This window comes from Kaistella flava (ex Peng et al. 2021), assembly GCF_015191005.1.
GTDB lineage: Bacteria > Bacteroidota > Bacteroidia > Flavobacteriales > Weeksellaceae > Kaistella > Kaistella flava.
Window position 1 is genome coordinate 2,915,292 of the sequence record NZ_CP040442.1, and the last position, 14,216, is coordinate 2,929,507.

Sequence of the window (14,216 nt, forward strand, 5' to 3'; positions counted from 1 at the left end):
GTAAATTTTAAATTATTTCAAAAAGGCCCTTTCTTTTTTAATATTTTGCTAAATTTGGCTAATGTTTATCAAAGATTACATTTCTAAAGATTATCCTGCGTTCAATACCAGTGATTCGATTGAAGAGGCAAATGAAGTCGCTAAAGAATTTGGCTATTCCCACGTCTTTATCAAGAAGAAAGGTTTTTACCAAGGAGCGCTCAGTCAGCAATTTTTGGAGGAAAGTGCCGAAGGAACATTGGCCACATTAGAACAGCATTATGAAAAATTCGCTTTGCTTGATGATGGGAATGTCTTAGATTCAATTAAACTTTTTCATACTTTCAACAGCAACGTCGTTCCGATTATTAATAAATTAGAGAAATATCAAGGATATCTTTCTTGTGACGATGTGTTCTGTGAGTTTGCGAAATATCCTTTATTCTCTGAGAACGGAGCCTTGCTCGTTGTACAAATTAACAAAAGAAGTTATTCAATGACTGATGTCTGTAAAATTGTAGAATCGAATAATGGTAGAATTTATGGCTGTTACATCAGTGCCTACGAGGACGACGATGTACAGATTACCGTAAAGATCAGCAGCGAAAATTTAAGTTCGATAGACGAAACTTTTGAACGGTATGGATACAATGTAGTTCATAAATATTACGATGACGAAAAGGAAGAGCTGTTGAAAGACCGTTTCGGATTTTTTCAAAAATATATGGAATTTTAAAACAGATGAAACACGATAACCGTTTATTCAAAAGAAATAACAATCTGTTGGTGTTGCATCTGACCGATGAAAAAAGAAGATTAAGCAGATGAAAGCAGCTATTTATTCTCAGAAAAATGATCTTGATACGTTTTTGTATTTGAGCAAATTTGTATCTGAACTCGATAAAAGAGGCGTTCAGGCAATACTTTATGAGGAAATGGCAAATGCAATGCAATTTTCTAAAATCTTTGAAACTTTTGCTGGAAAAGAAGATTTGAAGCAGAAAAAAGTCGATTTGTTTTTTACTTTCGGTGGAGATGGAACGATTGTTAACTCACTTCTTTTTGTTCAGGATTTAGAAATTCCTGTGGTCGGAGTGAATACGGGAAGACTTGGTTTCCTGGCAAGTTTTACAAAAGAAGAAGTTTTTTTGGAACTTGATGGAATCATTAAAGGAGACATGAAAATCAGCGAGCGTTCCGTGATTGAAATCATCTCGCCGAATAATTCGATGTTTTTTCCTTTCGCCTTAAACGATTTAACGATTTCCCGAAAAGAAACTACTGCAATGATTACAGTGGAATCTTATATTAATGGAGAATTCCTTAATACTTTTTGGGGCGATGGAATTATTATTTCTACGCCAACAGGTTCTACCGCCTATTCATTAAGTTGTGGTGGACCGATTATTACTCCGAACAACGATACCTTTGTTATCACGCCAATTGCGCCTCATAATTTGAATGTTCGTCCATTAATTGTTAATGATAATGTCGAAATTCGTTTAAAGGTAAAAAGCCGCGTTCCACAATATTCACTATCACTCGATTCTCGATTATTCCACATGGAAACCGATGTCGAAATCATCTTGCGAAAAGCACATTTCAAAATACTGTTGATTCATCCTACCAACCTAAGTTTCTACGAAACAATCCGTCAGAAACTGCTTTGGGGTAATGATAAAAGAAACTAAATATTTGACTTTAAATCCTTAACTTTACTGTTCCAAAAACAGCAAATAATAAATCTATAAAAATATCAATTATGAGCAAGAAATTTCCGGCAGGAGTTGCCACTGGACAAATGGTTACAGACATTTTTCAATTCGCAAAGGAAAACAAATTTGCACTTCCTGCAGTGAATGTGATTGGGTCAAGTAACGTAAATGCAACGATTGAAACTGCCGCAAAACTTAATTCACCCGTAATTATTCAGTTTTCTAATGGTGGTGCTGCTTTTAACGCAGGAAAAGGATTAAGTAATGAAGGGCAAAAAGCTGCAATCTTAGGTGGAATCGCTGGAGCAAAGCATATTCATACTTTAGCAGAAGCTTACGGAGCAACGGTTATTTTACATACCGACCACTGTGCTAAAAAATTATTGCCTTGGATTGATGGATTGATGGATGCGAACGAAGAGTTTTTTGCACAAACCGGAAAATCTCTTTATTCTTCTCACATGCTTGATTTATCTGAAGAATCAATCGAAGAAAACCTGGACATCTCTTGTAAATATTTCGAGAGAATGGCAAAAATGGGAATGACTTTAGAAATCGAACTTGGAATTACAGGTGGTGAAGAAGATGGTGTCGATAATTCTGGCGTAGATTCTTCAAAATTATATACGCAGCCAGATGAAGTTGCTTACGCTTATGAAAGACTAAATGCAATTTCTCCAAACTTCACGATTGCTGCTGCTTTTGGAAACGTTCACGGTGTTTATAAACCGGGTAACGTAAAATTAACTCCGAAAATTCTTGATAATTCTCAGAAATTTGTGGAAGAGAAATACGGTTTAGGAGCAAAACCAATTAATTTCGTTTTCCATGGTGGATCAGGTTCTTCTTTAGAAGAAATCAGAGAAGCGATTGATTATGGAGTAATCAAAATGAATATCGATACTGATTTACAATTCGCGTATACCGAAGGAATCAGAGATTTCATGGTTGATAAAATTGAATATCTAAGAACACAAGTTGGGAATCCAGATGGAGCTGACTTGCCGAACAAAAAATATTATGATCCAAGAGGTTGGGTTAGAAAAGGGGAAGACACCTTTAGCAAAAGATTAGAGCAGGCATTTGAAGACCTGAACAATATTAATACTTTGTAATTAAATTATTTTAGATATTGTTTTTAAAAGCATTTTGTTTTTATTTGCACTCTGAAATTTATAATATAAAATTAAACTCAATGGCATTCGACTGGTTTAAAAGAAAAGCACAAAATATTACAACTTCTACGGAAGATAAAAAAGACGTTCCTAAAGGGCTTTGGCACCAAACTCTGACAGGAAAAATTATCGAACACGAAGAATTGAAAAAAAATAATTACGTGTCTCCAGAAGATGGTTTCCACGTGAGAATTGGTAGTAGAGAATTCTTTTCGATTCTTTTTGATGAAAACAAATTTACTGAACTCGACGCAAACGTTGAAAGTGTAGATATGTTGGGTTTCAAAGACACCAAGTCTTACACAGACCGGTTGAAAGAAGTAAAAGCCAAAACGAAATTAACAGATTCTATCAGAAATGCAGTTGGAACTGTGAATGGAGAAAAAATGGTAATTTCTTGTATGGACTTTAGTTTTATCGGTGGATCTTTAGGATCTGTGATGGGCGAGAAAATCCGTAGAGCAGTTGATTATTGCATCGAACACAAACTTCCGTACATGATCATCTGTCAATCTGGTGGAGCGAGAATGCAGGAAGCAACGTATTCATTGATGCAGTTGGCAAAAGTTCAGGCGAAGTTAGCGCAGCTCTCAGAAGCTGGTTTATTGTACATCGCGTATTTATGTGATCCTACTTTTGGTGGAATTACTGCTTCTTTCGCAATGACTGCTGATATTATCATGGCTGAGCCAGGAGCTTTAATCGGTTTTGCTGGGCCACGTGTGATTCGTGAAACCATTGGTAAAGATTTACCAGAAGGGTTCCAGACCTCGGAATTCTTGCAAGAAAAAGGTTTCGTAGATTTCATTGTTAAAAGAACTGAAATCAAAGATAAAGTTTCCAAAACAGTGAAGCTTTTAAGCCACGCTTAAAATAGTTTAACTAATTGATAAAATCTCACCTCACTTGAGGTGGGATTTCTTTTTATGAAGAACATCCAAATCATATTTAATGCTTTAAGATCCTTAAGTTTCACCAAGATTATAAAACTTTTGCGATTGACACTTCCGCATCCGCTATTTTCTATAATGGGATTTTATGCGACTTTAAGAAGTTTCACTTTAGCACAAAAACATTTCCCAAAAACACATTCCAATAACGGAGAAGGAAATGCATTTCGCCATTCGCTTTGGACTTGCCTGATCATGATGTACTGTTGCAAAATTTCTTCGCCCCAAAAGGCCTTGGAATATTGCAAGAAAATGACCGATTTACATGAAGAACTTTTCCCTAATAAACCCTTGGAAACCAAAATGGATTTACATAATAACCAAGTTGGAATGAATTATTTTATGGAGCTACTTCCTGGAGTTCATCGCCAGTTTTTTGAAACGAGTTTCTTCGTTAAAGGATTGCTTGATAAAACCAAAACTGCGAAAGTTCTGAAAAGCCTGGATGACGACTTCAAAGGTGAATTGGTTTATCTAAAGTAAAAACCCCGACATAGCCGAGGTTTTAGTTGATTGTCAAATTTCAAAAAGAGAAACGGATTTACGTTTACTAATTTCTTCTTCCTAATTTTTAAGTTAATGGTGCGCCAACTTCCAGATCACATCGATGATGAGGTTCACCGTGCGCCGGATTATTTGCCGGTTTCGGACCAGTCGCCTGTGCTTGCTCTGGAGATGGAGCAGCCGATGGTGAAATCGGATTCGTATTAAAATTATTACTTGAAAGATTTTGCTGTTGCATTACCTGAGGTGCTGCATTTTGAGGTGGCGCGCTATCAATCGGTGCTCCAACAGGAATTTCGCAACGGTGATAAGGTTGACCATGTTCGGGATTCAATGTAGGCTTCTCACTTTGATTATTTGCAGCAACTGCGGCAGCAACTTCTTCTATATCAGAGGTGTATGTAATAGACCCAACTTTGTTAACGGAATCTTTTTTTGCGTTAGTTACATTTTCAGTATCTGATTGAACCTCTTCTTTTTTATCACATGAATAAAAAATTGCAGCACTTGCTATTAATAATGGTAATATTCTCATGTTTTCTTTTTTTTTCAAAAATAGGAAATTTAATTAGAACTTAAAGTCTAAGCCGAAATACACATTTGCTCCCATAATCGGCGCGTAAACCATTCCCGCATCAAAGTAATTTCCGAAAGGATTCTGAGCATCTATAATAGGATTACTCTGCGTATAACCTAGTAAGTTTTCGCCACCAACATAAGCACGAATGCTTTTATTAAAGTTTCTTGAAATCTGTGCATTAAGCGTTGAATAACTTTTTGAATATTCAGGCAATCTGTATTCCAAAGGATTCGAATTTAAGTTTGGAAGTTTCTGTTGTCCGATTAACTGAAATGTTGCATCGAGGTTCCAGAAAGCACCTTCATCCGTTTTATCCGTGGAGTAAGACGCGTTAAAGAATCCTCTGTTTTTTGCCATAAATGGAATTTCTCTTTGTCCTCCCAGGAAGTCTGCCTGCACATCATAATATTTATACGCCAGTCTCATTTCTAAATTTTTCGCTGGTGTAAAATCCAATTGAGTTTGAAAACTGTTGGCAAAAGATTTTCCTTCAAGATTGTAGAATACGATTTTCTGTGGTGAAAGATCTAAATCGGTCAACACTTGATTTTGGAAATCTGTTCTGAAGAAGTCTGCAACTAAACTTGCTTTTCTGTTGAATAATTTAAATTCCTGCTGAACACTTGCTCCGTAATTCCAGGCGATTTCTGGCTGTAAATCATAGATTTTTCCACCATTTCCTAAAATTTCGATTTGTCTGTTTGATCCGAAATATTGCTGACTTTCCGCAAAGATATTGGCCGTTCTAAAACCTCTTCCAGCTGAAAGTCGAAGAATGGTCTTATCAGTGACGTCGTATTTAAAGTTCACTCTTGGGGTAAATTGCGTTCCTGCTAGATTATGAAAATCCGTTCTGGCTCCTGCAACCAAAGTATATTTCAATCCTGTCAAAGTATATTCGAAAAATACTCCCGGAACGGTTTCTGTTCTTTTATAATTGTGCGTCAGATAATCTTCGTCATATTGATCGTATAAAAAACTCGCTCCAGTTTTGAATTTATTATTCGTATTTCCGATAATACTTTCAAAAACCAAATTGGAGTAAAACGTATTTTGATTTCCCCAATAATTTCTCTGACCAAAAAAACTATTTTGTTGATGTGTCGTAAACTGATTCATCCAACCGATACTTTGATAAGGTTTGTCTTTGAACATATAACCGGTTTTATTCCAGATTTCAAATCTTGAAAGATCAATTCCAACTCCGTAAGCACTTTGTTGTGAACGGTCGATCATTTTATCAAAAGCGGTTTGTCCACCAAATCGCTGGTCTTTCACAAAGCTAATCCCGAAATGTGTTCCTAAACCAGAATGTTCTAAATCATTATAATTTAAAAGATAGGTAGCATTGATTTGATTTCCAGTTGGTTGGTCTAAAAATCCATCATGATTAGAATCTGTTTTTCCTAACGTGGCATTTCCATGAAGTAAAACCGATTGGTTCCAATGTTCGTTGAGATTTGAGGTAGAGGTAATATTCGTTTCAACTCTACCATAAGCATCTGCAAAAATATTTACACCTGTTTCCGGGTTTTCAGCGGCTTTCAAAAGTTCGGTGTTAATTTGTCCGGTAATACTTTCGTAACCGTTGACTACCGTGCTTCCTCCTTTAGTCAATTGAATTCCGCCAATCCATCTTCCTGGAATTAAATTTAAACCATAAGGTGCTGCCAAACCGCGAATAGAAGGCAAGTTTTCTTTTGTTAATGCCGTGTATTTTTGATCAAGGCCTAGCATTTTCAATTGTTTCGTTCCGGTTACCGCATTGGTAAATGAAACGTCTACCGTTGCATTAGTTTCAAAACTTTCAGACAAATTACAACATGCGGCTTTCAATAATTCTTTGGTTCCGATATTAAAGGTTAGGCTCGCTTCTTTCTTACTTAAGGCGGTAGCATCAGCCAATTTAATTAATCGAACTTCTTCGATTGATTTATCGAAATGATCAGCATGTTGAGAAAAATCTTTTTTCGGTGCCGGAGCAGGTGCTTCATCATGATGAACTAAATCACTTTTCACTCCTAAAGGTAATTCTCGGTCATACAAACAACATCCGGGAAGTTTGTCGTAAATATCAGCTCTTGCCGTGTACTTTTCATTGTCATGACCAACCTCTGCGATTTTTTGTAAAATTAAATCTGATGAAGTTTTAGAAGGATTAAAATTTAATGTTACAATTTGAGTTTCTGCATCCCAAGTCGCTGAATCTGCGCCAGCACTTGTAGCAGCTTTTTCGATTCTCGCTTTACATGAACCACAGTTTCCACGGACAAAAAATTGATTATCTCCTTTTGAAGGTTGTGCAGAAATTTCTTTTTGTAGAAAAGAAGGTTCTCTTTCATAATGACAACAAGAAGCCAATTTTTCGTACACATCATCTGATGCTCTGTATTTTTCATTGTCATGTCCAACCTCTGCAATTTTCTTTAAAATGGTATCAGCGGAAGTTTTGGTTGAATCAAATTCAATTTCAAGTTTTTGGGAATCGGCATTCCAGTTGGCGGTTTTTGCACCTGTTTTTTTTGCGGTAGTTTCGATTCTTTCTTTGCACATTGCGCAATCTCCTTTAACTAAAAAAGTTGATTTAGTTATAGTTTGAGCGTATAAAAGAGAAGTGAATAATAGGGAAAATAGGCAAAGACTTTTTAACAAAGTTTTCATTTTTAAAATAAGTTAATTAATAGAATAAGGTTGCCAAAAGAACGTTCTTTTGGCTATAATCTAATGTATTAACCTATTTTAGGCGGTTGCCAAATGTTTTGAATATTAGAAGAAAAATAAGAGTTTCCGTACTCAAAGTTGATCTCCTGAATAAAGAAATGTCTTTGTAAAGTTGAATTAAATTCCGGAGTAAGATAATTCATTACAAAATGAACCGTGCAAGAATGACAGTTATTACAGTCATCTCCACAATTCGTTTTTTCGGATTTGTTTTTTGATTGATCAGTATGACAAGATTTTGTCTTTTCTGTCTTGCAGCAATCGTCTTTAATCGATTTCTGATCGCAACATTCTAAAGTCGTTTGAGCATAAATCATCTGCTTGGGAAGAATAAAAATACTCAATCCCAAAACAATAAAAAATATTTTCAAAGTTCTTGACATGCTTTTGCAAAATTAATAAATATAATTGACCTAACCTGATTATCGTTAAATCTTCTTAAATAAAGTTAAAAAATCATCATTCAATTGCTTGATAGCTAATTAATTGTAATTTTGCCAGCTGAAAATCATTTAACATAATATAAAATGAAGAAGGTCCTTTTACCCTTAATAACTGTTTTATTTTTCGCCACCTCTTTCTATACCTTAGAAGACGTAAAGAAAAATCCAACAGAAACTCCTTTAAAGATACAACCAGAAAATTTAATTCTAAAAGCCGAACCGAAGTCAACTGCAACCTACGCGGAAGAAATTTATAACTCCATCGGTTTCGACAATATCAACCAACTCAAATCCGACGTTTTTTTCAAAGCCTTTTTAGGATTTACCAATCTTAAAAAAGAAGGAAAGCTTGATGAAGATGCTCATCTATTGACAATTTGTGACTTTTCGCTGTCATCTGCGGAGAAGAGGCTTTGGGTTATTGATTTGAATGAAAAGAAAGTATTGTATAATTCTTTAGTCGCACACGGAAAGAATACGGGTGAAGAATTCGCTCAGAAATTTTCTAACACGGAAAGTTCTTTGCAAAGCAGTCTTGGTTTTTATATTACAGAAACAACTTACAATGGCTCTAACGGTTATTCGTTGAAACTCATGGGAATGGATTCTGGCTACAACGATGCTGCGTTCAAAAGAGCAATCGTGATGCACGGCGCCGATTATGTGAGCGAAGGTTTCATTAAAAGTCAAAAACGTCTTGGTAGAAGTTGGGGTTGCCCGGCCGTTCCCAGAGCATTGGCTGAACCGATTATCAATACCATTAAAGGAAAGAATTGTCTTTTTATTTATTATCCCGACAATCAATATCTCTCCAGTTCGAAATGGTTGAAGTCAGAAGAAAATATCTAGTCCACTATCAAATAAAAATCCCGGTTAACAATTGCTAACCGGGATTTTTATTTGATTTATTTTAATTCAATAGGATTATTGTTTTTCTTGAATTCCTCTTTTTGGCGATCTTCCATTCGTTTTCGCTGATTAGGATCCATCTGAATTCTAAATCCACCTCGACCACCTCCGCTAGACATTGATGCCATCGCTGCCATTGGATCTTTTCTAAATTGCTCCTGCTGCTTTTCAAAGGCGGCTCTTTTAACAGTAATTATTGAACCTCTTTGATCGAAACTGGCAATCGCATCAATTTTTTTAGCTTCTTTTAAATCGAAACTATAATCGCCTTTAGCATCTTCAACTTTTACAATTAAACCAGGAAGTCCTGAAAATTTATAAGGACCATCTTGAAAAGGAACTTCAGTCGTAAACCAAGCGTACCAAGTTCTTCCTGCAAATTTCGTTTCTGCTTTTTGAGTTTTGTATTCACCAATTGTCGCCGTTTCTGGCAGAATTTTCCAATCCATTGGTCGATCTTCTTCGTAAGCATATTGATCACGTAGAATTCCTGCTTTATATATTTTTTTTCCGGTTTTGTAATCTTTTTCAATTATGAAATCCAGGTTTGATCTTAAACCTTGCATCTGACTTCTATCGAAATTAAAACTTCCAGTCTGTCTGGCTCTCGATAGTATAGAATCTCTCTTCATTCTGTTTTCAGCGTAGAAAATAGAATTCGCTCCTGAAATATCAAGATTAGCAGTTTCTGTTTTGATAACATTCCTGTCCGTAGAATCTGGTTTCATAGTTACCTGATACACAAAACGATTCGCTTGTGAAAAAACAATTTGGGAACAGATGCCCAAAACTAGAATAGCAATTTTTTTCATTCTTTAATAATTTGTTTTTTTGATAATAAATGATTGTAAAAGTTAAATATATACGTCTATGAGATTGATAGACAAATATACCGAAGCAAATTTGATATTCATTATATTATTAGTAATTTTGCAATCTAAAATAAGTCTAAATAAAAACAATGATAAAAGTTAGCGATCTAGCAAGAGAAAAAGCCATTCAGTTAATGACTGAAGATGGCTTTAAGCCTTTTGAAGATTATATAAGAGTCGGTGTAAAAAGCGGCGGTTGTTCCGGTTTAGAATATGTTCTGAAATTTGATAATGTAAAAACAGATTCAGATCAGGTTTTTGAAGATAATGGTATCAAAATTATTGTCGATAAAAAATCAGTACTTTATTTAGCAGGAACAATACTAGAGTTTTCAGCAGGGTTGAATGGGAAAGGTTTTGTATTCAATAATCCGAATGCAAATAGGACTTGCGGTTGCGGTGAGAGTTTCTCACTGTAAAACATTTAATTTTTACAAAAAAAATGGCAACAAAATATACAGAAGACGATCTTAGGGTCGATCTTGAAAATCAGAAATATGAATACGGTTTTACCACGGATATCGAATATGACGACTTTCCGACTGGTTTATCAGAAGAAATTGTGAGAATGATTTCGGCGAAAAAAGAAGAACCGGAATGGATGACCGAATGGCGATTGGAATCGTACAGAATGTGGTTGAAAATGGAGGAGCCTGATTGGGCAAATGTGACTTATGAAAAGCCAGACTTTCAATCAATTCGGTATTATTCAGCACCAACCGTAAAACCGGAACTAGCAAGTTTAGATGAAGTTGATCCGGAATTATTGAAGACCTTTGCTAAATTGGGTATCAATATCGAGGAGCAAAAAAGACTTTCAGGGGTTGCGATGGATATTGTGATTGATTCAGTTTCTGTAAAAACCACTTTTCAGAAAACTTTAAAAGATAAAGGAATTATTTTCTGTGCAATTTCTGAAGCAATCCGAGATTATCCGGAATTGGTCCGTAAATATATTGGAAAGGTTGTTCCTAGAGGAGATAACTACTACGCCGCATTAAACTCTGCCGTATTTTCAGACGGAAGTTTCTGCTATATTCCAAAAGGCGTTAAATGCCCGATGGAACTTTCAACTTACTTTAGAATAAACAAATCAGGGAGTGGACAGTTCGAAAGAACTTTGTTAATTGCAGATGAAGGAAGTTACGTGTCATACTTAGAAGGTTGTACTGCACCTGCGAGAGATGAAAATCAATTGCACGCCGCTGTGGTAGAATTATTTGCTATGGATGATGCTGAAATTAAATACTCAACTGTACAAAACTGGTATCCTGGAGATTCAGAAGGTAAGGGTGGAGTTTTCAATTTCGTAACAAAACGAGGAATTTGTGAGAAAAATGCAAAAATTTCTTGGACACAAGTTGAAACAGGTTCAGCTGTAACCTGGAAATATCCAAGTTGTATTTTGAAAGGTGATAACTCAGTTGGAGAATTTTATTCCATTGCAGTTACCAATCATCATCAATATGCTGATACAGGAACCAAGATGATTCACATCGGGAAAAATACAAAATCAACGATTATTTCTAAAGGAATCTCCGCTGGAAAATCAAACAACTCTTATAGAGGATTAGTGAAAATGATGCCTTCCGCAAAAGGAGCGCGTAACTTTTCACAATGTGATTCTTTATTAATGGGTAATGAATGTGGTGCACACACTTTCCCGTATATCGAAGTTAAAAATCCGACGGCACAATTGGAGCACGAAGCAACTACTTCTAAAATTGGTGAAGATCAAATCTTCTATTGCAACCAAAGAGGAATCAGTACCGAAAAAGCAATTGCTTTAATTGTTAACGGTTTCGGAAAAGAAGTATTGAATAAATTACCAATGGAATTCGCCATCGAAGCACAGAAATTATTAGAAATATCTTTAGAAGGAAGTGTTGGATAAAAATTAATTGTTCCATTTGAACGATCATTTCAAAACTTATTTTTTTAAAGAATTTATATATCATAACAGTAAAAAAACAGGAAGTAATTAACTTTTAAATTATCTAATTACCTCATTTCATATTATGTTAAAAATTAACAACTTACACGCAAAAATCCAAGACGGAGCAGAAATCTTAAAAGGAATCAATCTACAAATAAATCCAGGTGAAGTTCACGCCATCATGGGACCAAACGGAGCTGGAAAATCTACTTTAGCTTCTGTTATTGCAGGAAAAGAAGAATACGAAGTAACAGACGGTGAGATTCTTTTCGAAGGAAAAAATATCATCGAAGACGCTCCGGAAGAAAGAGCACATGAAGGAATTTTCCTTTCTTTCCAATATCCGGTAGAAATTCCGGGAGTTACCGTAACCAACTTTATCAAAGCTGCCATTAACGAAAACCGAAAAGCAAAAGGTTTAGAAAATATGCCGGCAAAAGAAATGTTGGCTTTGGTAAAAGCAAATTCTGAGAAATTAAATATCAAGAGAGATTTCTTGATGCGTTCATTGAACCAAGGATTTTCAGGAGGTGAGAAAAAGAGAAATGAAATTTTCCAAATGATGATGTTGGATCCGAAATTGGCGATTCTCGATGAAACCGATTCAGGATTAGATATTGACGCTTTGAGAATTGTTGCAGACGGAGTTAATTCTTTCAGAAAAGAAGGAAACGCTGTTTTGTTAATTACTCACTATCAAAGACTTTTAGATTATATCGAGCCAGATTTTGTACACGTTTTAGCCGACGGAAAAATCATCAAGACCGGTGATAAATCGCTTGCTTTAGAATTAGAAGAAAAAGGATACGATTGGCTTTTGAATTAATTTGGGATTTGTAAAACACAAATTTCCTTTTAAAATGTCGAATTTCAAATCAATACAATGGCTCTATTAGAAAATATACAAAACAACCACGCTGCTTTTTTAGACACGCTTCAACACCGTTTTCTGGATGAGACTCGAAATGCTGCCTTGAAAAAATTCTTTCATTTAGGCTTTCCAACTAAAAAAGACGAGGAATATAAATACACGAACTTAAGAGAAATCACCGAGAAGAATTATAATTTCTTCCCGAAAGAAGCGCATACCATTTCGAAAGAACAGATTGCTGAACTGCATTTAGGCGAAGAAAACTTCGACTGGATCGTATTTATTAATGGTAAACTGCACAAAGAATTATCAAAAATTTCAATTGAAAATGTAGAACTTCTTTCTTTTAATTATGCTCTAAATGATCCGAAACATAAAGATGTTTTTGATCATTATTTCAATACGATTGCTGATCAAAATTTAGCGTTCACGAATTTGAATACCGCTTATTGCAAGCAAGGGTTTTTCTTGAAAGTTCCAAAGAATGTCGTGATTGAAAAACCAATTCACGTTTTCTACATCTCTCAAAATCAAGACGAAAACACATTCTATAATACTCGTAATCTACTGATTGCAGAAGAAGGTGCTAAAATTGAAGTGATTGAAAGTCACCATAATTTTGATGAAACTTACGTGTTCACCAATTCTGTTACTGAAATTTTCACTTACCAAAATGCAAAAGCAGATTGGCATAAATTGCAGAATGACAGTAACACATCTTATATGATGGATCACACTTTTGCAAAACAGGAACGTGACAGTTTAACGACGGTCAACACGTTTTCGTTCGGTGGAAAATTGGTGCGTAACAACTTAGATTTTATTCATAACGGCGAGAATATCAACTCGTTCATGAACGGAATAACGATTATCGACGACGAACAGTTGGTCGATCATCATACCGCAGTTCACCACAAAACGCCAAATTGCGAGAGTTACCAAAACTACAAAGGAATTTACAAAGGCAAATCTCACGGGGTTTTCAACGGTAAAGTTTATGTAGATAAAATCGCTCAGAAAACCAATGCTTATCAACAAAATAACAATATTTTGCTCGACGAAGGAGCATCGATTGACAGTAAGCCACAACTCGAAATTTTCGCAGATGATGTGAAATGTTCACATGGGTGTACGGTCGGTCAATTGAATGAAGATGCTTTGTTTTACCTTCGTGCCCGTGGAATTTCCAAGAAAGAAGCGCAGGCAATGTTATTGTTCGCCTTCGCAAATGACGCCATGGAAAACATCGATATCGAACCACTTCGAGTGAAAATCTCCAAACTTTTGGCAGAGAAATTAGAAGTAGATATGGAGTTTGAAGATATTTTTTAGGGCGACAAATTTCCGCCTGAGTTTATCCTGAGCTTGTCGAAGGATTCCCGCTTTTTTTATTCTTAGCTTCGTCTTCGCTCAGCCAACAATAAAAAAGAGCTCCACTCAAGTCGGGTCGCAACTGGGAATGAAAAATGAAATTTGTTTCTAAAAACAAAACAATCAATAGAAACGGGCTTTAGCCCGTTTTTTTATTTGAAGCAAAGAAAGGCTTGAGCTAAAACTATTT

Annotated in this window: 14 protein-coding genes; 10 read left to right on the top strand and 4 right to left on the bottom strand. The window is 35.6% G+C overall.

The window, feature by feature from the left end; translation table 11 throughout:
* Window positions 1-61 precede the first annotated feature (61 nt).
* The 5 genes from Q73A0000_RS13020 (at window position 62) to Q73A0000_RS13040 (ending at window position 4,302) form a co-directional block, all read left to right on the top strand.
* A complete protein-coding gene (locus Q73A0000_RS13020; protein ID WP_193811356.1) occupies window positions 62-715 on the top strand; it encodes a CBS domain-containing protein in 654 nt (217 codons plus the stop codon).
* Window positions 716-803: 88 nt separating this feature from the next.
* Window positions 804-1,670 carry an NAD kinase gene (locus Q73A0000_RS13025; RefSeq protein ID WP_193811357.1) on the top strand — a complete coding sequence of 289 codons (867 nt, stop codon included), beginning with the start codon at window positions 804-806 and terminating at the stop codon, window positions 1,668-1,670.
* 71 nt (window positions 1,671-1,741) lie between these two features.
* Window positions 1,742-2,809, top strand: coding sequence for a class II fructose-bisphosphate aldolase (gene fbaA, locus Q73A0000_RS13030; RefSeq protein WP_193811358.1), 1,068 nt, complete (start codon window positions 1,742-1,744; stop codon window positions 2,807-2,809).
* Window positions 2,810-2,889: 80 nt separating this feature from the next.
* Entirely contained in the window at window positions 2,890-3,741 is an 852-nt protein-coding gene (gene accD / locus Q73A0000_RS13035) for an acetyl-CoA carboxylase, carboxyltransferase subunit beta (protein WP_193811359.1), read from the top strand.
* 54 nt (window positions 3,742-3,795) lie between these two features.
* Window positions 3,796-4,302, top strand: coding sequence for a DUF6973 domain-containing protein (locus Q73A0000_RS13040; protein ID WP_193811360.1), 507 nt, complete (start codon window positions 3,796-3,798; stop codon window positions 4,300-4,302).
* An 88-nt stretch (window positions 4,303-4,390) separates the two neighbouring features.
* Here the strand turns inward: Q73A0000_RS13040 and Q73A0000_RS13045 are convergent, their stop codons facing one another.
* From Q73A0000_RS13045 to Q73A0000_RS13055, 3 genes are all read right to left on the bottom strand, one after another.
* Window positions 4,391-4,876: a hypothetical protein gene (locus Q73A0000_RS13045; protein WP_208458782.1), complete on the bottom strand. Its 486-nt coding sequence runs from the start codon at window positions 4,874-4,876 to the stop codon at window positions 4,391-4,393.
* A 15-nt stretch (window positions 4,877-4,891) separates the two neighbouring features.
* Window positions 4,892-7,564 (bottom strand): TonB-dependent receptor domain-containing protein, encoded by a 2,673-nt coding sequence (locus Q73A0000_RS13050; protein ID WP_193811362.1) that lies wholly within the window; start codon window positions 7,562-7,564, stop codon window positions 4,892-4,894.
* 68 nt (window positions 7,565-7,632) lie between these two features.
* Complete coding sequence (locus tag Q73A0000_RS13055; protein ID WP_193811363.1) at window positions 7,633-8,007, bottom strand: hypothetical protein; 375 nt, start codon at window positions 8,005-8,007, stop codon at window positions 7,633-7,635.
* Window positions 8,008-8,151: 144 nt separating this feature from the next.
* Between Q73A0000_RS13055 and Q73A0000_RS13060 the strand changes: the two genes are divergently transcribed.
* A complete protein-coding gene (locus Q73A0000_RS13060) occupies window positions 8,152-8,916 on the top strand; it encodes a murein L,D-transpeptidase catalytic domain family protein (RefSeq protein WP_193811364.1) in 765 nt (254 codons plus the stop codon).
* A 56-nt stretch (window positions 8,917-8,972) separates the two neighbouring features.
* Here the strand turns inward: Q73A0000_RS13060 and Q73A0000_RS13065 are convergent, their stop codons facing one another.
* A complete protein-coding gene (locus Q73A0000_RS13065) occupies window positions 8,973-9,788 on the bottom strand; it encodes a GLPGLI family protein (protein WP_193811365.1) in 816 nt (271 codons plus the stop codon).
* 149 nt (window positions 9,789-9,937) lie between these two features.
* On the opposite strand from Q73A0000_RS13065, the gene Q73A0000_RS13070 reads away from it, so the two are divergent.
* From Q73A0000_RS13070 to sufD, 4 genes are all read left to right on the top strand, one after another.
* On the top strand, window positions 9,938-10,267 hold the full coding sequence (locus Q73A0000_RS13070) for a HesB/IscA family protein (RefSeq protein WP_193811366.1): 330 nt from the start codon (window positions 9,938-9,940) through the stop codon (window positions 10,265-10,267).
* Window positions 10,268-10,290: 23 nt separating this feature from the next.
* Entirely contained in the window at window positions 10,291-11,742 is a 1,452-nt protein-coding gene (gene sufB, locus Q73A0000_RS13075) for a Fe-S cluster assembly protein SufB (protein ID WP_193811367.1), read from the top strand.
* A 124-nt stretch (window positions 11,743-11,866) separates the two neighbouring features.
* Window positions 11,867-12,610, top strand: a complete 744-nt coding sequence (sufC, locus tag Q73A0000_RS13080) for a Fe-S cluster assembly ATPase SufC (protein ID WP_193811368.1) — start codon at window positions 11,867-11,869, stop codon at window positions 12,608-12,610.
* Between the two features lie 57 nt (window positions 12,611-12,667).
* Complete coding sequence (gene sufD / locus Q73A0000_RS13085; protein ID WP_193811369.1) at window positions 12,668-13,987, top strand: Fe-S cluster assembly protein SufD; 1,320 nt, start codon at window positions 12,668-12,670, stop codon at window positions 13,985-13,987.
* The last annotated feature ends 229 nt before the right edge of the window (window positions 13,988-14,216 follow it).